Raw genomic sequence first — 22,090 nt, 5'->3', positions numbered from 1 at the left:
GATCAAGGGTCACATTAAAGCCAAGTGTATAAATGTGTGTGTTTCCAGCTGTGAGGGTTTTTGTTCCAAAGTTGATTGGAACAGGGGGTGCGTCCTGGAAGGCCGGACCGTTACCGAAACCGCCATTCACATCGACGAAGGTATAATCCCATGCCGTGATGGTCACGTCGTCTTCAAACAATGGAGAATCTGTCAGGGTGTAATCTCCTGAAACGGCTCCATTATTTGTTACTTCAACGGTGTAGGTTACGTAGTAGCTGCCATCAGGCTGTACTACCGCGGATACGAACGTCTTGTCAAGGGTGATAACCGGCAGCTGGATCAAAGCAGGATCATGATCATCCTCATCGGTGGTCGGATTACCGTCACCTGGGGTTCCAGAGCCATTGCCATTCACGGCATTATCTGCCGGAGAATTAGGTTGACCACCTGCATCGTTCGTATTATCCTGATCAGGGGTACTATCAATATCAGGCTGATTCAGCGGGTTTTCTGCATGACTGATCTCAGCATAATTTACAATACTGGATCCTTCGTAATCAGCGTCAATATTAAATGAAATGGTAATAGTGGCAGAACCGCCATTCGCCGCAATTGGCCCCGCAATGGTTCGTGTTGCCAGGTTTCCACTTTGAGACCAGGCCCCGTCACTTAATGTTAATCCTGTGGGGATATAATCGGTAACCTGAACATTAGTCGCTTCAAGGTCTCCCTGGTTGAATACCTCTATCTGGAAGGTTACTGAACCTCCCTGCTGGAATGGACCATTGCCTACAATCGTTTTGCGCAAAGCAAGGTCAAAATCACAATTTTGAATGGTGACCACTACAGAAGCCGTATCGGCACAGGTTGTACCATCGCCATCCGCCGATACAATTACATAGTATTCTGTCGTCTGTGACGGAGTAACACTAATGGTTTCACCGAGACCGATGAAATTACCATTTGAAGGTGCTCCATTATACCAAAGGTAGTTCAGGTTAGCCAAAGGATCACTTGGAGGAGGTGTACTTCCACCGGCATCCAGGGTAACAGAATACCCTGCACAAACAGGTTCAGAAGGCGCAGACGCATCCGCGACAGGATTGAGGTTTACATCCACAATCACCGTTACCATGTCAGAACGTTCACACAATCCGGTTGCATCTCTTACGGTCAGACGATAAGTTGTATTGAAAAGAGGACTTACATTGAGTGTTTCAGAGTTGGTACTACCGTCAATGGATGTAGGATCACCTGATACAATGGTCCAGGTAAAACTGCTACCAATGGAGTTCGAGCCATCGAGCACTGCATTACCCCCCTGGCAAACGGTTTGATCATCTCCTGCATCCGCAGTGATAGGTTCTCTAACCAGAATGGTTGTATTTGTTGTATTGTAACAACCATTGGCATCCGTTACCGAGAGTTCGATAAGATAAGAGCCCTGGTCAGTATAGGTTACTGACGCATTTGGCCCGCTGGCAGTACCCGGGGTAGCAGGTCCATTGAAAGTCCATGTATAAGTCGCTCCCGGGATGATCGGTGTTACAGAATATGAGGTTAGTTCGTTTGCGCAGATTTCTGCAGGCCCATTTATATTCAGGTCAGGAAGATCATTTACAGTTACCGTAACTGTAGTAGTTGTAAAACAACCATTGACATCTGTAATGGTTACGGTATAGGTTTTTGTCGCTGTCGGGCACACATGTTTAGTGGCTCCGGTTCCTAAACCATCACTCCATGAGAATACATAATCAGGAGCACCTCCGGTAGCGGTTGCGGTAAGATCCGCACATTCTCCAAGGCAGATGGTTTCAGGAGGGATGTTGCCTGCAACGGGTGGCTGGTTGACCGTTACCGTGGCTGTAGCTGTAGCGGTACATCCGTTGGCGTCCGTCACCATGACTTCATAAGTGGTGCTGGTGCCAGGAGATACGTTTTTGACAGCGCCGTTACCAAGACCATGATCCCAGGTATAAGTATAAGGTTCAGTGCCTCCTGTCGCAGAAGCGGTCAATACCGAATTTTCACCCAGACAAATTACAGCAGGCACTGCATTTGCAGAGAGGGACGGGCCATCTAAACTAATGATCGTTACACTTCCGGTTGCCGTACAACCCTTGGAATCGGTCACCGTTACGGAATAAGTACCAGGCGCCAGTCCTGTTTTGCTTGGTCCGGAACCCAGACCATTGCTCCATGCATAGGTATATGGTGCCATGCCGCCATTACCTGTTGCGGTGGCCGTACCGTTTTCATCTCCACAGCTCGCATCCGTTTTGTCGATAGTCACTGTTGGATTTGGATTTACCGTTACGGTAACCTCAGCCTCTCCAGTACAACTATTGGCATCTGTGACCGTAACATAATAAGTTGTTGTTTGGCCAGGGGTGACATTTATCGTCTGTGAGGTTGCGCCGGTGCTCCATAAATAGGAGAACGGTTCTGTTCCAAAAGAATTGCTGGCTGTAAGAATAGCCGATCCTCCTGCACAAACCGTCAGACAATCTCCAAGACCAGGTCTTCCAACGAGGGTATTTCCTGAAAGATCGATATTAAAATCTCCGGTAGTACTGCTTAGCAGCGTCGACCCCGAATTAGGTTGGCTCAGGATGGTAAAATCGAGCCATCCGGAAGCGCCAAAGACCGCAGCATTATTGAGGTTGGCACCAGTACCAACCTGGAAAGAAGCGCCGTACCCTACAAATTCTACCATGCTGCCCGCCAAATCACTGGCTCCGATAAGGTAACCATGCATGGTTGGGTAATAATACCAATCACTGTTATCGAGGTTGCCCACACATTGGGTATTTTCTTTAGGACTGCCCGCCGGAGCAGAGAAAACTCTGCCACTGAATACGGTTTCAATCTGAAATACCAAATTGGGGTTGGAATTATTTACAGCCTCCATTTGGAGTACTGCACTGCCGTTATTGTATTCCCTGAAAGTAGCATTCTGAATGGACCAGTGTTTTTGAGTCGTCCAGTTGTCCAACAAATTGCCTGAATAGAATCCGTAATTTTGGGAACCGCAGGTTTGATCACTATTGGATGCTGTCCGGTTTTCAACAGGATCGGAATCACAGGTAATATAAACATCAGGTCCCAGTTCATTGACCAGGGTTACTATTCCCAGGTTTACCGGACAATCGTTATTGCCCCAACGTACATATAAACTGTAGGTTCCAGCAGCAAGGTTACTAAAACTTGCCGTACCCACATTGTCGTTCACATTTAAAGGATAAGTACTACCGCCGTTTTTACTAAATTCTATGGAAGTCTGGTCAGGGTCATTCGGGAAGGTAAAGGTGATGACGCCATTATCTGCTCCGCAGGACGGATTCGTAGAGGTGACCGTGACATCCGGTAATTCAATTACATTTACCGTTACGGTAGCTGTAGCGGTACAACTGTTGGCATCGGTTACCGTTACTCCGTAGGTTGTGGTCATTGAAGGAGATACGGTTTTATTGGAACCGTTTCCAAGGCTATGATCCCAGGTATAAGTATAGGGTCCGGTACCTCCTGAAGCAGAAGCTGACAGTTGGGAATTTGCCCCCTGGCAAATGGTAGAAGGAACCGCATTCGCAGTCAATGACGGACCTGAAATATTGATAATGGTAACATTTTTATGGTCTGTACAGCCATTGGCATCAGTTACTGTAACTGTATAAGTACCCGGAGCCAATCCTGTTTTGTTGGGTCCTGATCCCAGACCATTGCTCCAGGCATAGGTGTATGGTCCTGTGCCTCCGGTGGCACTGGCCGATGCTGTTCCGTTATTATTGCCACAGGTAGCATTAGTTTTGGAAACAGAAACTGTCGGAGCCGGATGAACGGTTACTGTAACCGTTGCTGTAGCAGTACAGCCATTGACATCGGTTACCGTGACACCATAGGTAGTCGTATTGCCTGGAGTTACTGTTTTTACAGCTCCGTTTCCGAGGCTGTGATCCCAGGAATATGTATAAGGGGCTGCACCTCCTGAAGCCGAAGCAGTCAGTTGGGAACTTTCGCCCTGACATATGGTGGATGGTACCGCATTGGCTGTCAGGGAAGGCCCGGATAGATTGATTATAGTTACGGTTCCGGTTGCGATGCAACCTTTGGAATCGGTCACCGTTACCGTATAGGTTCCCGGTGCAAGTCCGGTTTTGTTGGGTCCTGACCCCAAGCCATTGCTCCAGGCATAGGTATAAGGAGCGGTGCCGTTAGCACCTGTTGCAGTGGCGGTACCGTCATTCGCGCCACAAGCGGAATCTGTTTTATCGATAGTCACCGTTGGGCTTGGATTAACCGTTACCGTCACCTCTGTTTCAGCGGTACAGCCATTGGCATCGGTAATAGTGACATGATAGGTTGTGGTTTGGTCCGGTGTTACGGTGATGGTTTGATCTGTTGCGCCGGTACTCCAGGAATACGAAAATGGCTCCGTTCCAAAAGAATTATTAGCCGTAAGCTTAGTTGATCCTCCAGCACAAACCGTCAGGCAATCTCCAAGTCCGGGTCTTCCAACAAGGGTAGTTCCGGTAAGATTAATATTTAAATCTCCTGTCGAAGGTCCGATGAAGGCAGCCCCAATATTAGGTTGGTTAAGAATGGTAAAATCAAGCCACCCTGAAGCGCCAAAAACAGCAGCATCATTGAGATTTGCTCCAGTACCTACCTGGAATGCAGCTCCATAGCCTATAAATTCCACCAAACCACCCGCCAGGTTATTCGAACCGATCAGGTAACCATGCAATGTTTGATAATAATACCAATCACCATTATTTAGATTGCCTACACATTGGGTATTTTCTTTTGGACTACCTGCCGGGGGAGAAAAGGATCTTCCGCTAAATACGGTTTCAATCTCAAATACCAAACCAGGGTTGGAGTTATTTACAGCCTGCATATGAAGAACAGCAGTTCCGTTATTATATTCCTTAAAGGTGGCATTCTGAACGGAAAAGTATTTATCCGAGGTCCAGTTATTGAGCAAATTACCCGACCAGAATCCATAGTTTTCCGGGCCACAGGTTTGATCGCTATTGGATATTACCCTGCTTTCAAAAGGATCTGAATCGCAGGTAATATAGGCGTCTGGACCCAGTTCATCCGTCAAAGTAACAGACCCCAAACTGACCGGGCATTGATCATTTCCCCACCTTACCCATAAATAATACACGCCGGATGCCAGGTTATTAAAACTGGCCGTACCCACATTATCGTTTACATTTAAAGGATAGGTACTGCCGCCATTTTTACTAAATTCTATGGAGGTCTGACCTGGATCATTCGGGAAAGTAAAGGTAATGGATCCGTTATCATTTCCACAGGATGGGTTATCAACAGAAACCTGAACATCCGGTGCTCCTATAACGGTAATATTCACCACTCCTTCCACACAACAGGCCAATCCTTGATTACAAACTGTATAATGGAACTGATCAGAACCCGCATAATTATTGGTCGGAGTATAAGTGAATGAACCATTATTATTGATGCTCACACTACCATGGGATGGATTTGATGTTACGGAAACCGTTTGATTGGACAAGTTTGAGTCATTGGTTAAAACATTACCTGACAATTGTGTATTCTCACAAGTAGAGAAATTATCATTAACCACCACTGGATCCGTGCATTCAACACAATCCACATCAATAATGGCATAACCTGCCATGACCCATGACTGACCACAATTTTGCGGAGACGACGGATCTGTATTCGACTCTGTGTTCACATGAACGGTAATGGAATTGGCCCAACCCGGCACATTCGGAACGATAACACTTGGAGCCGCAATACAACAAGTCCCTGTAGGCCCCAAAATAGTGGTGCTCGCAGACTGACCTCCCGCTGTAGCGATTATTACGAGGTGACGACCATCAGTGGTTAATTCTGAAATGGGCATTATCACTTCAATATCACGCGGAGCGATATCTGTATTTATTGGAAATGAAAAGGATTGTTCATCACAATAACCCGATTGGGTTGTAAAAGTTGCTGAAACAGACCTTCCTGTAGGTACATTTTTAAAAGCATAGACCGCTAATGATTGCAAACCTGTTCCATTACCGCAATACCCGGTAGCTGAATTATGATAAACATGATTGACTGCACCAGTAACCAACCCTCTATAAGCCCAGACACTTGAACTCGTTCCTACCAATGACACTTCCGCCAGGTCATAATCAGTCCCATCCACGTTAACGGATACTGATGTTCCCGGGTAAGTGTTTTTATATACCACTTCAATAACTGCCTGGAACACGTTTCCGTCACTGTTTAAATCCTGTACTTCAGAATCAGGGGAATTGGCGCAATTGGCTCCGCTTGTATAAACGTCAATGGTTTTGCCATCGGTGCAATCATACACATAGGTATCAGGAGGAACAGGTAAACTCGGAGGTGCCTCATAACAGGCGAATTTCACAAAGGGCTGAACAGATGAATTTCCAATAGGCAAATAAAATACCATTTGCTCAGCAATGCCCCCCTGGACGGAAGGTACAGCAGAAATGGCAGCTGAACACAAAGCATTGCATCCATAGGTCGAGCCGGAAGTGAAATTCCAAATGGCCCTGTTGATGGTAACCTTATCGTAACCATAAAGGCTCCCGTTACACATGATCCAATTAATCCGCTCTGCATTTAATTCAGAAATGCCGGCATTGGAGGCACCTGTTACTTTATTAAAATGAACCTGGCCATACTGATACCCATGGGTAGGAGTAGGTTCTGTTTTATAAAAATCGGCACAATAAACTGTTTCCGATGGTTGAACCTGGCAGTTTGCATCCACATATGCGATACAACCCAGATAATCATTATCTACGTAAATGTAGGTATTGGTGGTCAGGTAGGCCTTGTTTATGCTCACCGTTTCATAGTTACAGTTTAGATAAGAAATAGTACCTGTTCCACAACCTGTACGCTCTTCGTACACCTCGTCGCATCCGTGGCGGATCATCATGGCCTCGCTGTATATTTGCGAGGTGCAATCATCCGTTTCTCGGGTCACCGAGATGGAAGAATAGGCACCTGTTGCCATATCCGAAAGGGTAAGCACCCCTCCTACAGCCATCAGGCCGGAATAGGTGGTCAAACCTTTATTCCCATGCTCAAGGTTGATGGCATAAGTCGAAGGCGAGGCATTAAGATCCATGATCTGGATATTAATAGAACCGTCTCTGGCCCCACAATCCGTTTCCTGAGTGGTGTAAACCACATTGATAACCGGAGCGGTACAATCGACGTTTGTCATTTCAACAATAGGCTTGCCTGCCGCTGAAATCGAACCTTCCACCTGTCCTTGTCCCGCTAAGGGCAATAACGTCATTATAGGTAAAAGCAATGCCGCCATACTCAAACCCTTCAGGTGAGTAATGGATTTAGCTGAAAAAAGGTTTTGTGTAAAATGGACAACTGGTGAGTAAAGCTTTTTCATAATTTGCTTTTTTGTGAAAAGTGGTGCCTGATTCAATTTGTTAAAATAGTTAAAGGGCATAAGCGTATTTGCTCTGCCCGAATCCAGAATCTGTAAATTTGATTGCTTCGTCCCCTCCATAATGGAAAGTATTTATTTTATAGCCGGGCAATAAAATTTGAGGACTTGTAATGAACAATACATTACAAGAAGCCAAATGGAGCCAAGCCATTTTGTGGATATTACAGACAGGAATGCCCTGAAACTGTAATGTTAAATTACTGTCTTAAATTTAAATTTGAAAGAGGATAAAATTGTAGGGGGAGCACCCACTTGCAAGAAAGGATATAACCTTAATTGAGTTGGTGTTTGTTCTAATAATTTGAAAGGGAAATTGTTATTTCAAACGCAAATAAAAAGCAGAAGTAAGTAAAAAACAACAATAATTTAATTTAATATAAAAAATTGTGACGCAACAAAAAATTGATATATATTATTTTTTTAATTCATTTCTATTTGATTGAATGCCTGTTTCGCAGACATATTTTCAACACGAAATGCGAATTAAATAATTATTATTCAATTATTTATAAAATCTTAATTGCATTATATATATTGATGATAGAGAAAGTTTTTTGCTAACAAAATCGGCATTTTTAAGTATTAATCATATTCCATAAAATTAAATTTGTGACAAATATTTTTTTAATAATTTACATTTGAATTACATTTTTTTAGGATATATAAAAAGGGCGGAATGAAATCCCGCCCTTTTTATATACATTATTTCGAAATATAATTTACTACCTTTCCTGGGAAGACTTTGATTTTTTATTTTTCTTTTCCTTGATGATGACCTTTTTTTCTTTTACCCCGTCCTTGTCTTCCACTTCTATGATTATGGTCTCGCCTTTTGCTCCGTCGCCCTCAAAAATGTAGTTCTCTCCTTCATCATCCGTCCATTGAAAATGATTTCCCGAAAGCCCCCCTGATTGTTTTTTAAGCGTTGCCGAGGTGGTTCCATTCTTATTATCTCTCAGGTAAGAGATCTTGATTTTATCCTCTACTTTGAATTTTCCGAGTGCGTTAGCCAAATCAGAGAAATTCCGGATACGCTCCTCATTAATTTTAGTGATGACATCTCCTTTTTGCAGGCCGGCTTCTTCAGCGGCACTGCCTTCAACTACCTCACCGATCAGGGCCCCACCATCTTCACTCTCTTCCATTACCTCTTCAACCACCTCTCCCTCATCATTATCCGATTCTTTTGTTATTTCAACGGTTTGGGCACCCACGACACCAAGAAAGGGTCTGTCGGACTGGATAAACATCATCTTACCTTTATCCTGGTCTTCATCGATCATTTCAATATGCACCCCTTTTTCCTCAAGTTCCTTTTTTAATTCCTCCGACATATCGCCATCTCCCTGCCAGTTAATCGTCTCCACTTCTCCATCATCGCCGGTAATCTTAATGACCATATTTTTATGTCCGTCATTTTCATCGACATTTACATTCACATTCATGGATTTCCCCATTTCATGTTCAAACTCATCCATATCTATTTCATCACTTTCTCCATCGACGATCACAGTCATCTTTTTACCGCCTTTACCTTTTTTGATAATCACCACTTTTTCGTCCCCATCCTTTTGGTGCCATTCAACGTCGTCCGCCGCATCTCCTTCTTTGACAATTTTTTCTCTGACGACCTTGCCGTCTTCATCCACCGTTTCTTTAACAATGACTACTTTCTTCTTTTCTGTTTTTACCTTCTCTTGTGCCATGAGGCTGCCCGCAGTCATAAACAAGGCCAAAAAAGTGAGGAGGATCATTTTTAAATTTCGCATGTTGTTGTTTTTTGTTAATTAATGTCGGGTGATTTCTAATTATTGCTTACTCAGCAACTCAGTTTTTATTCTTTATTTTCAATGACTATTTTACTTTTTTTGCCCATTTCAAAACCGGACAATGATTCGTACAATTTCAGATATTTGCCATGAACTTCACTTGATTGTTTTTTGCCATTGATCTTCAGGCTTTTTCCGGACAGTTCCACCTTATACTCCTCTGTATTGCCAATCAAACCGTCTGCTTTCAACCGGCGTACCAACATATCACTCTGGCGATTTCCATGACGGCCCAGAATAAATACATCTCCGTCTCCCCTGCTCAATCCGTCCTGTAAAATTAAAGCATCTTTTTGAATGACCCAATTCTTTTCTCTTTGAGCTTTTTCCAGGGCTCTTTGGCGATCCTGTAGTTTGTCCCGATCGCTTTCGATGATGATCTTGTGCCTGTCCAGTTGCCGGGTTTGTTCATCCAGCTGACGCAGATATTTCTCCTCGATAAGTTTTTGACGCTCCAGCAGTTCCTTTAATTTATCCTTTGAAAGATACTGATTTTCCTGTAACTGGAGTTGAAGTTTCTCCATTTGCTGCTTATATTGTTGTGCAAAATCATCCGGGAGATTAAAATCAACATCGGGAACGACAAACACATTATTGCCATCTTCATCCAGGAAAAACATCTTATTGTCAAAATGGACATCGGGCATTTCAAAATGAAAATTTTCCTTATCGTCGAGGAAATATTGAAAATCCTGTCCGTCGCCGGAACGAAAACGCATCCCGTGTCTATCTAATGGTTCTACCCTGAACACATGGTCGGATGCTTCCGGCTGAACATTCCAAAGTTCCTCCACTTCCATCGCATGGTTTTTAAACTCATTGGCAGGAATTTCCTTTCCGTCAATTTTCATCGTCCTGATCTCTCCGTCTTCGATCTCCACTTCCATTTTTTGATCTTCACGTTCCACAATCAGGCGATTCTTTCCCTGAGGCAGGGTGTCCGGCAAAGTAACGGGCGAAGCCGCCAGGGATTTTTCCACGATAACCTCTGAACTTTCGGTAGCGGTAACAAGATCTTTCTTCCCGGTAAGATCATCCGGTGTACGATACTCGCTCATTGAAATCCCCAGGAGGGCCAGGATGAGCAGAGAAGTGATTACAAACTTTTCCATAATTTTAGATTTATTTTGCGGGTGATTTAAAATTCTGCCAATTCGGTTGAGCATTTGTTTCCGGCGATTGGAAAAGGCCAGTGCCATGCCCGGAACCCGGGTTTTATTTTGCTCCTGGATGACTACCAAAGCCTTGGCATAAGCAAGCCGGTTCTCACATAATCCCAGGGCAATATCGTCGCAACAATTTTCCCTTTCGGCCCTGATCACGGCGGATATCCACCAAACGGCAGGGTTGAAGTAAAAGATCACCTCTACAAGGGATTGCAACAGGTTTATAAGAAAATCATGCCTTGAAATGTGGGCCAGTTCATGAGCTAAAACGGCTTCCGCCTGTTCCATGGTGAGGCCGTTGACAGCCCCCACAGGAATGAGGATCACGGGCTTTATCCAGCCGATCACCATAGGCACCGTTACCAGAGCAGATTCCAGTAACCGTACCTTTCTTTTTAAAGATAGTTTTTTTGACAGCCTTTCCATGCGATCCTGCCAAAGTACCGGCATATCCCTTGTGAACCGGTTTTTTAGATATTCGATGTAGGCGAGCCCTCCAAGCATTCTCAACAAAAAGAGAACCATCCCCATAAACCAGATTACCACGATAAGGGGCATATGCTGATTGAAATAGGATTCAAAAATGTTCCGGAAGCTTGTTTCCATGATCACCGGGGAAGTTTCTAACAGGCCATCTCCCGTGTAGTAGCCGGATAATTCCGTAACCGGTACGCTTCCGTAGAGACTAAAAAAAGTATAAATGGCTAAAAGCACCACCATTAGCAGCCCGGTATTGGCTAAATGATACCTTAATTTCGCCTGACGTTTTTGCAATAATATCATGGCACCTGCCATTAAAAGTGCCACCAACATGGCCTGCCACAGGGAGTGTAAAACGGTCCATCCCAACGCATTGATTAGATCTTCTGATATGAATTGATGCATGATCTGTCTTTTTGTTTTTTACTTAATCTCCCCTTCCTGCTCTTCTTCGATCCTGGCAATGAGTGCTTTGATCTCATCCAGCTCATCCTGGGAAGCCTTGTGGTTGCCAAGAGCCTGCATCACGAGTTCCATAGCGGAACCGCTGAATGCTTTGTCCAGAAACTGGTTCAACAGTCGGCCCCGGGTCTCCCGCTTGGTTACCAATGCGGTATAAATATGGGTGCGCGAATCGGTATTGCGTTCAACGAGCCCTTTTTCGTGCATGATCTGCATAAGTTTCAAACTCGTGGTATATCCAACTTCACGTGAAATATTGAGCTTATCGTTGATAAACCGCACCGTAGAAGGCCCGTGCTCCCACAACAATTGTAAGATCTCAAGTTCGGACTCTGTAGGTTTGGGTAATATATTCATTGAATGATGCATTGCAATTGATGAATTACGAATTTTTTCGTAGGACAAACTTATACGAAACTCTTCGTAAATGCAAATTTACATACGAGAAGTTTCGTATTTGAACATTTTTTAACATATTTATAACAATTTCAGAACCGTTAACCGTTAAAGTAAAATCCGGCTTTTTATCCTATTCAAAGTTTTAAGTTTACCTTTGTATTGTACAAGGACAAGCGTCAACCAAAGAAAAATGCATAAACATTAATTATTATGAGAAAAATATTTCTGACTCTGTTTCAAATTGGTCTGATCTTTCTAATGGGCTGTGGCGGAGACACTCCTTCAACAGGAAACACAGACACTGAAAATTCACAGGCGGACTCCACTTCCGTTATGGATGATTCCTCCAATCCGGATGCCTATACCAACCGGGACTGTCCCATCAGGGGCAATGTTTTAGAAGGCAACAAACTCGTACTGCCCGAAAAAAACCTGATCGCCTACATCATGGCTGATTCAACGACTTACGATAACGAATATGGAGACAGTCACCGCATATTGGTACTTTTCAACAGCGAAACCTGCGAACAGGCAGACAGGATCACCCTTCCCGTCAACAACTCTCCTGATTACCCTTATTACCTGGCGCGGATCAATTACAATAATGCCAGCAACTTATTGGGCATTCGCGGTTTTGATCGTGTGTATTGCTATGACCTGGAGGCCAAAAAATTGTTGCCTGCCCTGAAACCAAAATACCTTTCCGAACGATATGGAGAAGATGCACAATCAGGGATGATTCAGCGGGTAGAGGTATGGGAACAATTCCTGATCGGGTATGCTTTTGATGAGGGCACCTTTGCCTTTGACCTGCGTGACCCCAGTGCACCCAAAAGTGTTTTGCCTTTTTCGGAATACGCCCTGAGTGAAACCTCTTTTGCCTCGCTTTTCCTTTTTCCGACGACCAACGGCGGCACCCAGTGTCTGATTCCCCGATATGATTTTGATAAGAGCGAATTTTCGATCAATCCTCTGCTGTCCGAGCCGGCGGAACTAGACACCAATATTCCTAAAAGTGCCCGAAATAACCGCTACCTTGTCATTAGAATGAAAGATGAAAATAAGACCCCGCTGGCATTTGATCTGGAAGAATACAAAAAGGTAAATTTACCGGAGGATATCGCGGCAAAAAATACGCAGGCCATATTGGAATGGATGAAGAAGCATTAAGAGCTGGTTGTTGGTTTGCTAAGTGTGATTATATATTTTAAGCTAAAATCTATTTTAGACGAATGAAAAAAATTATTACGCTAACGTTATTCATTGCCCTGGGGGGAATGGCCCTGGGACAGGGAGGTTACTTTTTTGGAGTAAAAGGAGGCCTGTGCGTCGGGTTTCAGAACTGGAACGGATTTGAACAGGATCCTTTGTTTAAATACCACGGAGATCTGTTTATCGAAAGTTTATCGGAAGATAACCAGTTTGCTGTATTTGCGCAAGTAGGATATCATGTAAAAGGAAGTGCTTTGCGCAACAGGCTTTACATCAACCCTTTCAGTGGCAATTATACCCGTCCACCGGCGAGGGAATTTTTATTCAACAATGCTGTGCTTTCTGCCGGGATGAAGCAAAAATTCGAATTCGGTCTGAGTAGCAAATTCTTTTACCTGCTGGGTATACGGCTGGATTATACCATAAACACCAACCTGTCAGAGTATTCTGATTTCAATGCCCTCAACCCGGGCTACGCCATTTATCCTTTTGATGATCCGACCTTCATCCGTGACATCAATTACGGGCTTATCGCAGGGGGCGGTCTTGAATTTGAAATTTCCGAATTTTTCGGGATGATGCTGGAATTTACCTACAATCCTGATTTTTCCAACCAATATATGCAACCGGCCATTCCAAACGTTACTGATCCATATACCGGGCAACAAAGAACGATTGCCGAACGTAAGATCAGAAACCAAACGTTTGAAGTGACGCTGGGATTCAGGTTTTTGAGAAAGATTGTTTATGTAGATTGATGCAGAGAGCAGGATTTGGGGCGTTTCGGAAACAAATATTTCAGGACAAACAGGAATGAATGAAATTAAGGGCTGAAAATTTAGTGAAAGTATATGGCAAACGCGAAGTCGTTCGCGGGGTTTCCATTGAAGTCAACCGTGGGGAGATCGTCGGTTTGCTGGGACCTAACGGGGCAGGCAAAACCACTTCCTTTTATATGGTAGTTGGATTCATCAAACCCAATGAAGGAGAAGTTTTTATCGATGATGAGGAGATCACCGATCTGCCGATGTACAAGCGGGCGCGAAAAGGCATCGGTTACCTGCCGCAAGAGCCGTCCGTATTTCGAAAATTAAGTGTGGAAGACAACATCATGGCCATCCTGGAAATGACGGATTTGTCCAAAAGCGAACAAAAGGAAAAACTCGAGTCCCTGATCGATGAATTCGGACTGGAAAAAGTACGCAAAAGCCATGGTGACATGTTATCGGGAGGCGAACGTCGCAGAACCGAAATAGCAAGATCCCTGGCCACCAATCCCAATTTCATTTTACTGGATGAACCCTTCGCCGGGATCGACCCCATCGCTGTGGAAGATATCCAGTATATCGTTGCGAAATTAAAAACCAAAAATATCGGTATTCTCATCACCGACCACAACGTACAGGAGACGCTTTCCATCACCGACCGGGCGTATCTCATGTTTGAAGGAAGTATCCTGAAATCGGGAACAGCCGAGGAGCTTGCAGCAGATGAAATGGTTCGAAAGGTTTACCTGGGCAAACATTTTGAGCTGAGAAAAAAGGTGATTGATGTGGATGAGGAGAGGTAGCTGGTTGCTGGTTGCTGGTTACTCGTTGCTGGTTGCTGGTTACTCGTTGCTGGTTGTAAATTTTGGATTCAAAGATTATAGTGAACCATGCGTTTAGATAAAAAATTTCCTGCTATTTATTGCCTTGTCTTTTGTATTTCGGGAACACTGCTGTTTTCAGCCTGTGACGACAGTAAGAACCGAACCCAAATCAAACTGAGCTACCAGGAACGCAGGGCCATTGATACCTTATATAAAGTAAAAGTGCTGGAACTCAGTCCCATCCTGGATAGCCTGTGCGATGCCCGTTTTGAAAAATCCGTACAGGAGAGCATCGATTCCATTCTTTCAGAGCGCAGGGCCGAAGAGGAGCGTTTGCGCAGAAAAATTCCCATTCAGCGGTAAGCTGGTTGCTGGGTGCTTGTTACTGGTTACTCGTTGCTGGTTTGTCAATGCCTAAAATAGCTTGACCAATTTTAGTTAATTATAAATCAAATTGTAATTCAAGTTGCATTGGATTATCTAACATTTTGTTTATTGTAAAGACTTCCATTTCGGGTCTTTCTTTTTCCTTTAGGTCTTTGATATATGTTTCATAAACCATTGGTGTCATCTTTAAAGAATTGTGTAAACGGTTGTTGTAGTTTTCAACAGCCATGGCTACTCGTTTCTTTAACTGTCCAAAATTTTGGATACTCCACCTTTTGAGGTATTCATTTTTTATGGTTCCATTTGCCCGCTCGCAATGTGCATTTTCAAGTACGTTAGTACACATACTGATCCTTATGCCATAGGATTTAAGTAAGTTCGTATAATCAGTACTCGTATATTGCGAACCTCTGTCAGAATGATGAATCAACTCATTATTATAATCATCAATGCCTCTGAGGTTGAGTGCCATTGTTAATGCAGCAATATTATTCTCTGACCGCATATTGTCAGAAACCGAATATCCTATGATCCGTCGAGAATAAACATCCATTATTAATACAACGTAATAATGCTGTCCCCCTAATGGAAAATAAAAAAGGTCACTAACCCATAATTGGTTGACATTTGTAAACCTCTTTCCTATCAGTACATTACCATATTGACTTCCCTTATCGCTGTAAGTAGTCTTATAGGGACTTTCTAAGGCCCGTAAACGATAGCCTTCGCGTAAACCTAATATTATAAAAGCATCCCGTCCAATGCCTTCTGGTTCGAACTGTTCATATATCTTGCGCAGGCCCATCCCCGGATGCATCTCCCTAATCTCCTCAATAAAACCTATGTAAAGGGGAGCTTTTAATAATTGCTCTCGTTCCCGTTTCAGGGCATCCATATGCCCTTGTTTGCTGATCCCCGATAAACTGTATAATGTCTTCATTTTATATCCGTGTTCGTCAGGGTGTTTTCGGAACCATTCCAGGGTTGGAGTACGTACTTTTTTTTTACATCATAACCCAGATCTTCACTCGCAAACTCGTACCCCTTCTCCAAGAGATCTATTGTCATCTGTTTTTGTCCGATTATGCGTTCATATTCGGACAATCGTTGCATTAATATTTTCGTCTTTTGTGCTTCACTTTCCATTTGTACTACTGTCTTTACTTCTTTTGTACTGTCAGAATACAAATATATCCATTTATATACACTTGTTCGTGATACTTCATATAGCTCACATATATCTCGTACCTTTATTCGTCTTGAAACCAGGTCTTTAACTTTGCTCCTTTTAAAGGATTCACTGAAAGTCCTATTGCTATTTGGTTGTTTTTGAAACTTTTTGTTATTTTTGTTTGCCATGTTTAGTTGACTTTTTTGGTCAAGCTATTTTAGGCAATGACAGTTGCTCGTTACTGGTTGCTGGTTGCTGGTGGCTCGGTACTGGTTACTCGTTGCTGGTTACTGGTGGCTCGTTACTGGTTACTCGTTGCTGGTGGCTTTTTGCTGGTCGCTGGTTTATTCGTTGGGCGTTGCTTAAAAGATTTTGTCTCGGAAATTAAAAAATTAAATAGTCAGGCAACCTTTTTATCCCCTTGAACACCATAAGAGGGAAAGGTACCTGAATCTTCCTATTCAATTTTTAAACAAAACAATCTACAAAATTATGAAAAGGTTATTTTTTTTCCTGATTACCACCGCTGCCCTGAGTTTGACATTCGTAGCCTGCCAGAAAGACAATGAAGAGCTTGCCGACGATGTGATGATCCAGGAGATCGCTTTCGCTGAAAACGCCCAAAGTATTGAACCCGCCGAATTGCCCCTGACCGTTAAAGAGTATATCGATGATTACTTTTTTGACACTTTTGTGGAAGAAGCCTTTGAAGTGCCCAACAGAGGATACGAATGCCGTTTTGGCGACGGAGATGTGGCTTTCTTCAACCGCAACGGAAGGCCGCTCATGTTTCGTGGCCCATTCGGTCCCAACGGTCCTTTCGGCCCCAATGGCCCACACGGCCCTTGTCATCATGGCCTGAACTGGGGTGAACTGGTGGACGTAGCTGACCTTCCTACAGCCATTACCGACTACATCACTGAAAACTATCCCGACAGCGAGATCAGACGTGCCAAACTGAGAGATGATAACTATATTGTTCTGGTAGAAGGCCCGGTAATTATCGTTTTTGATGCCGACGGTACTTTTATTGAAGAAAGAACACCTTTGTTCCATTGCCTGCGCCACTGCATGCGCATTGAACAGCAGGATCTCTCCGAAGTCATCGCTGGTTACATTACTGAAAATTATCCCGATGCAGAATTCAAGGTAGCTTGCGAGCGTCCCGAAAAAACATTGGTCTTCTTCCGCACCGAAAATGGACCCCTGATTCTGGTATTCGATACAGCCACCGGCGAATTCCTGTTTTCACGTCCGTAAGGATATAAAGCTAGAATCCAAACTGGAATTAAAAATAGTGTAATAGCAATTTTTCATCGGCCACACTCTCCCGGGTGTGGCTTTTTTTTGATTAAAGCGTTAAAAAATTGAAATATTGAGGAATTATTACGATATTGAATGTATTATCTTGCAAAGGAGGAAAATTGCATACAGGGAAAGAACTTAAGTTTTAGTTTTCATAGCTTTATATTTTTATGGTTAGCTCTATTCATTTCTTGAATAGAGCTTTTTTTATCAACCCGACATCCAGGTGGTTCACCTGCAGAAACTTTTTAATTTCTTCTACCACACGGGACAGTGTTGGGACTACTTCTCCTTCATTGGCCCTTGCCAAATCTCTAATGCATATGGCCAGAAAAGCCTTATGGAAGGTCTCCAAAACGAATTTCCAATCATCTTCAACATTCAGAAACAAAAGGCGAAAAGCTTCCTTTTTGAGTTCGGGGTCACTCAACCCCGTCCTTAACCATGTTATCATAAGATAAGTCAAAAATTCCTGAGGGATACCGCCGCCTTTGAGGAGTTCAATGCCCAGCCGGACATTCACCTCTTCCCGGCTGAGCAACAGATCTTTTATGGATTGAAATATTTTGGCATCCGGATTTTCCAGTAAATGAGCCTGCTCCAGTCGCCAAATCTCCTGCCATAGCCGCTGCTCACTCAAAAAAACAATGGGTTGTGAAATTCCTTCCGGCCAGGCGAACTGTTTCTTCCCGCTAAAAACACTCTCGGGTGATAAAGGCTTGAAAAACCCGTACGCTTTCCATCCCAACAAAACGTGGGTGGTATTTTCATTTACTTCTTCTAAAAAGGTGATGCCATGTGCTCCCAGCCGATCCTGTAATTCAGCGTCGTTGAATTTGGTGCTGCCCAAAACAGCCAGTTGATCGCCCTTTTTTAGTCTTTTTCTTGATAAAGGTATGCCTGCCTTACCATAAAGATATTTTCGGACTTTTTGAATGGCAATCGGATTTCTCACATTTAAAAAGGAGACCAGGCTGCTTAATCCGGGGCTTCCCCTTTCATTTTTCCGATTCAAAAGTAAGTTCAGGAAAAAAAAATGCTCATTTGCCGTTATTAAATGATACCTGGAAGCCTCTAAAACAGAAATAAGTGCCAGTGCTTCCGTTTTTTTAGTCAATCCTGAGACACCTTCCAACCCTTTAAAATGGAGGAGTTGTTCAGGTGCTGCCTTTACAGGATTAAAGGCAAGGTCAATCACTTTCAAACTATTTTGAAGCACACCTAATCCTTCCGGCAACTCCTTTATGCGGTTATTCCTCATGAATAAATTTTTCAACCCGGAACATTCAAGTATTGCATGTGGAAAATGATCGAGTTTGTTGTGGATCAAATGAAGCCACTCCAGGGAAGCCGGCAGGTTTTTTATCGTGTCGATCTTATTGTCCGACAAATCCAAAAACGACAAACGCCGGCATTGGCGCCTGAAATCGATCTCCGTCAGGCCATTTTTATTTAATAATAATTTTGAAAGCCATTGCATATCCAATATACAGGCGGGTATAGCGGTAAATTTATTGTGGCTCAGCTTCAAGGTCTGTAGGGTCAGGCAGCTGTTGAGGCCGGCCGGCAGGGTGGTCAGTTTATTGGAAGATAAATCGAGATAATTGAGTTCAACACAACCCTCCAGGGCATTGCTGACTTCGTTGATCCGATTTTCATTCGCTTTAAGACTGCTCAATTTTTGGCAATAGCCCAGGGCATCCGGGATTTTGGTGAGTTTGTTCTTCCCAACTGATAATTCCCTCAGGTTCGTCAGCTTGCCAATGGCTACAGGGATGATTTTTATATCGTTATCAAATAATTCAAGTTTTTTTAATGCCTTGAGTTTTTTAATGTGGCCTGGGATTTTTGAAATGCCAGAACCAATGAGACATAATTCTTCGAGGTGTTTGAGCTGGGTTATGGCAGGAGGAATTTCACCGATTTTATTATTATTCAAATCCAGCTTTTTTAAATTTGGCGGAAGAAACTGAAGGCTTTCGGCAGATTCAATTTTATTGGTGCCGAGTTCCAGTTTTTTTAGCTTGACACAATCTTTTAAAGCACAAGGCAATTCGGTAATTCGGTTTCCTTCCAGGTTCAGGTGCACCAGGTTGGGCATACGGAAAATCATATCAGGGATCTCGTCGAGCCTGCCCCAATAGAGGAACAACTCCGTCACTTTTGGCAAGTCTGCTGACGATATTTGAAGGTCATTGAACCGCATATTTTTTTACTTTATCTTATTGCTTTTCAACAGAAATCACCATAGGATACTTATTCCTGATCTGGCTTTTTTGTGAAGGCGAAAGATCCTTGTAAGGCGTTGAATACCCTTCCATTGCCTGTTCCTCCCAAACTTTTCCATACAAGGCACTTAACATAACATGAATTTCCAGGTAGGTAGAGAATTCTGCCTGACCATCCACAACAACGCGGAAGATTTTGGTAGCCGGGGTGTCTGCTCCTTCATAGAAATCCCGCGCGAGTTCCGGGATAGCTTGTTTCTCAACCGGTTTTCCGTTGAGAGTGATCTTATCGCCCGGTAAAACATCAACGATGAAGAGGTTCTCCGGTTTTAAAAAGATATCTTCATAATGGATGACAGGTGCCCAATCAGGATGGAGCTGAAAACCAGCCAGTTGGGCCTGTTCTTCTTTGGTGATAACGGGCTTGCTCAGACAGGGCCGGCCAAAATAAGGGTCACAACCATTCTCCTGGTAGGGCGGAAGGCGGATCATCATTTTTTCACCATTTTCCGTTACGTAAGCAATTTTTGCAAACGCTTCCTTTCTCAACCAAACCTGCAGATAATCCAAAACATACCACGGCATTTGGGCATCCACCTTCAAATTGACCAACACTCCGAGTTTTGTTTTGGCGTGCGATCTTTCCATCATTTCCTTGCCCAGCCGCGGAATGTCCCGAAAAGTAATGTCCTGCTCCTTATTGAAATTCATCAAAATGGCACGATTTTGATCTGAAGAAAATCCCAGGTAAAAATCGAACTGGGGAAAGGTATCCGGGGTCATTGCCAAAGGATCAATAGTTAATTTTGGCAGATTATCAGCCATTTTACACCAGTTCTGAACCTTAGGGTTCAACAGGCAATAATCCTGTTTTTCACAACCTTCAGACCTTTGAGCCAAATAAAATCCCCCTTCTCCCTGGCTGTTCTCAGCGGAGAGCAGCAGGTTGCCATCAGGTTGAAATTTATATAGGAGCGCCCCTTCACCCGACAGGGCACTACCGTCATAAGGCATTATACGCTTCTCTGTCGAGTCAACATTGATGACTGCATTTTCCGGTTCATCCATAAATAACTCGAATCGAGCCCGATCGGGTAAACCTAACTGGTCTTTATTGATGAAAGCTATTTTATTTTCAAAAACGTCAAGGGTCATCAATGGGCTGTTATTTATAATCACGCCGTTTTCATCCGATGGAATGAGGTGCCAGTGACCCGAAATAATTTGTGACTCTTTGGCGCATTGATTCAGATAAAGTATGCTGGCCAACATCCAAATAAAATAGAACCCTTTTTTCTTCATTACTTTTGGTTATAAATATTTTCTTTCCTGGTAGTAATAAAACGTCAATACGATGGTGAGGAGGGTCATGATGCCCCCCATACCAACATTCACGCCCAGATTAATGAGGAATATGTTTTGAGCCAAAAATCCAATCCCTCCTATAAAGCAAAAAATGCCGTTTAACAAAAAAAGGTTTCGGATCGTTCTGTCTATTCCCCGGGCCTGAAAAACAAAGGCCGTAAAAAAAGAAGACAGTCCAAACATAAAGGTCCACCCCAACATGGCGAGGGACAAACTTACGGAATTTGGATTAAACATGATCCATTGAGCAAGCCCTTCTTCCCTACCCGATTGAATCCCGAACCTGACATAGGTGAGCTGCAAAAAATAATTGATGCTGATGAGCAAAACGAACAAAATACCAAAGGAAATCCCGAGCCTGGAGTAAATTTTCCTTCCGGTGAAAACCATGGCATTAATACTGTGTAAAATCATGAGGTAGGATAGTCCAAATACCAGCATGGCTGCCTGGGCAAGGTATTTGAAGATTGGATTATGGTTACTGATCTCCTCGAGGTAAGTTGTCGTATTGGTCCATGCAACGGCATCCTGAGTCAGGACGATGATGGTAAAACAAGCCGTAAAAACAATTAAGGAAAGGGCAGCGATAAGAGAAGCCCAAAAACCAAGCCCGACTGCTAGTCTGTTCATAATTGATCATTGGATTTTTGTCTTACCAAGATACGAAAATATAACTGATGCAGGGTAATGAGGCAGGATAACTTTGGGAAATTGCTGAGCATTTTAATCCCATGGAGAAGGGCCAATGTCATGGATACACGTTTCGGATTTCAGGGAATTAGTACTGTGTAACAAAAGATTAATTATATTTTTTGAATAAAGAAATTTTACAGATTTCTCCTGGAAATTTAATTTTTGTAAAGCCATCCATCGCTCTGTGCTTTAGCCTGCCTGACGCCGCCGAAAATTATAATAGGTGCAGCGCACCGAAAAATTTGTTGTAAAAAGATTAAAAAATCTATCTAAGGTGCAGCGCACCACAACATTCTTTCGATGTTCGAAGGTTTAGGTTGCGGTG

15 protein-coding genes are annotated in these 22,090 nt (G+C 43.3%); 6 read left to right on the top strand and 9 right to left on the bottom strand.

What is annotated here, in order from left to right:
* From H6571_17485 to H6571_17470, 4 genes are all read right to left on the bottom strand, one after another.
* A partial coding sequence (locus H6571_17485; GenBank protein ID MCB9325536.1) for a PKD domain-containing protein occupies positions 1–7,417 on the bottom strand: 7,417 nt, incomplete at its 3' end.
* A gap of 782 nt (positions 7,418–8,199) precedes the next feature.
* Positions 8,200–9,246 carry a PDZ domain-containing protein gene (locus H6571_17480; GenBank protein MCB9325535.1) on the bottom strand — a complete coding sequence of 349 codons (1,047 nt, stop codon included), beginning with the start codon at positions 9,244–9,246 and terminating at the stop codon, positions 8,200–8,202.
* Positions 9,247–9,311: 65 nt separating this feature from the next.
* Entirely contained in the window at positions 9,312–11,357 is a 2,046-nt protein-coding gene (locus H6571_17475; GenBank protein ID MCB9325534.1) for a M48 family metalloprotease, read from the bottom strand.
* Between the two features lie 18 nt (positions 11,358–11,375).
* Positions 11,376–11,771 carry a BlaI/MecI/CopY family transcriptional regulator gene (locus H6571_17470; protein MCB9325533.1) on the bottom strand — a complete coding sequence of 132 codons (396 nt, stop codon included), beginning with the start codon at positions 11,769–11,771 and terminating at the stop codon, positions 11,376–11,378.
* Positions 11,772–12,023: 252 nt separating this feature from the next.
* On the opposite strand from H6571_17470, the gene H6571_17465 reads away from it, so the two are divergent.
* The 4 genes from H6571_17465 to H6571_17450 all read left to right on the top strand — a co-directional run bounded on the left by H6571_17465 (position 12,024) and on the right by H6571_17450 (position 14,979).
* Positions 12,024–12,983: a hypothetical protein gene (locus H6571_17465; protein MCB9325532.1), complete on the top strand. Its 960-nt coding sequence runs from the start codon at positions 12,024–12,026 to the stop codon at positions 12,981–12,983.
* Between the two features lie 62 nt (positions 12,984–13,045).
* A complete protein-coding gene (locus H6571_17460) occupies positions 13,046–13,783 on the top strand; it encodes a hypothetical protein (protein ID MCB9325531.1) in 738 nt (245 codons plus the stop codon).
* Between the two features lie 59 nt (positions 13,784–13,842).
* Complete coding sequence (gene lptB, locus H6571_17455) at positions 13,843–14,595, top strand: LPS export ABC transporter ATP-binding protein (GenBank protein ID MCB9325530.1); 753 nt, start codon at positions 13,843–13,845, stop codon at positions 14,593–14,595.
* Positions 14,596–14,682: 87 nt separating this feature from the next.
* Positions 14,683–14,979: a hypothetical protein gene (locus H6571_17450; GenBank protein MCB9325529.1), complete on the top strand. Its 297-nt coding sequence runs from the start codon at positions 14,683–14,685 to the stop codon at positions 14,977–14,979.
* A gap of 79 nt (positions 14,980–15,058) precedes the next feature.
* On the opposite strand, the gene H6571_17445 is transcribed toward H6571_17450, so the two are convergent.
* Together H6571_17445 and H6571_17440 are read right to left on the bottom strand one after the other, a co-directional pair.
* Positions 15,059–15,943 carry a DDE-type integrase/transposase/recombinase gene (locus H6571_17445; protein MCB9325528.1) on the bottom strand — a complete coding sequence of 295 codons (885 nt, stop codon included), beginning with the start codon at positions 15,941–15,943 and terminating at the stop codon, positions 15,059–15,061.
* A complete protein-coding gene (locus H6571_17440) occupies positions 15,940–16,362 on the bottom strand; it encodes a transposase (protein MCB9325527.1) in 423 nt (140 codons plus the stop codon). Before H6571_17440 ends, H6571_17445 begins: the two co-directional genes overlap by 4 nt.
* 36 nt (positions 16,363–16,398) lie before the next feature.
* On the opposite strand from H6571_17440, the gene H6571_17435 reads away from it, so the two are divergent.
* Complete coding sequence (locus H6571_17435; GenBank protein MCB9325526.1) at positions 16,399–16,599, top strand: hypothetical protein; 201 nt, start codon at positions 16,399–16,401, stop codon at positions 16,597–16,599.
* A gap of 67 nt (positions 16,600–16,666) precedes the next feature.
* The gene (locus H6571_17430) at positions 16,667–17,434 is read left to right on the top strand and encodes a PepSY-like domain-containing protein (GenBank protein ID MCB9325525.1); all 768 of its coding nucleotides are present in this window, start codon (positions 16,667–16,669) and stop codon (positions 17,432–17,434) included.
* Positions 17,435–17,663: 229 nt separating this feature from the next.
* On the opposite strand, the gene H6571_17425 is transcribed toward H6571_17430, so the two are convergent.
* Genes H6571_17425 through H6571_17415 form a run of 3 tightly spaced genes read right to left on the bottom strand, consistent with a single transcriptional unit; the run spans position 17,664 to position 21,702 of the window.
* Entirely contained in the window at positions 17,664–19,685 is a 2,022-nt protein-coding gene (locus tag H6571_17425; protein ID MCB9325524.1) for a leucine-rich repeat domain-containing protein, read from the bottom strand.
* 16 nt (positions 19,686–19,701) lie between these two features.
* The gene (locus tag H6571_17420; GenBank protein MCB9325523.1) at positions 19,702–21,009 is read right to left on the bottom strand and encodes a hypothetical protein; all 1,308 of its coding nucleotides are present in this window, start codon (positions 21,007–21,009) and stop codon (positions 19,702–19,704) included.
* Between the two features lie 9 nt (positions 21,010–21,018).
* Complete coding sequence (locus tag H6571_17415) at positions 21,019–21,702, bottom strand: hypothetical protein (protein MCB9325522.1); 684 nt, start codon at positions 21,700–21,702, stop codon at positions 21,019–21,021.
* Between the last annotated feature and the right edge of the window lie 388 nt (positions 21,703–22,090).

It is taken from the genome of Lewinellaceae bacterium, assembly GCA_020636105.1.
GTDB lineage: Bacteria > Bacteroidota > Bacteroidia > Chitinophagales > Saprospiraceae > BCD1.
The sequence above is the reverse complement of the archived record's forward strand: the minus strand, read 5'-3'. Positions and strand labels throughout refer to the sequence as shown.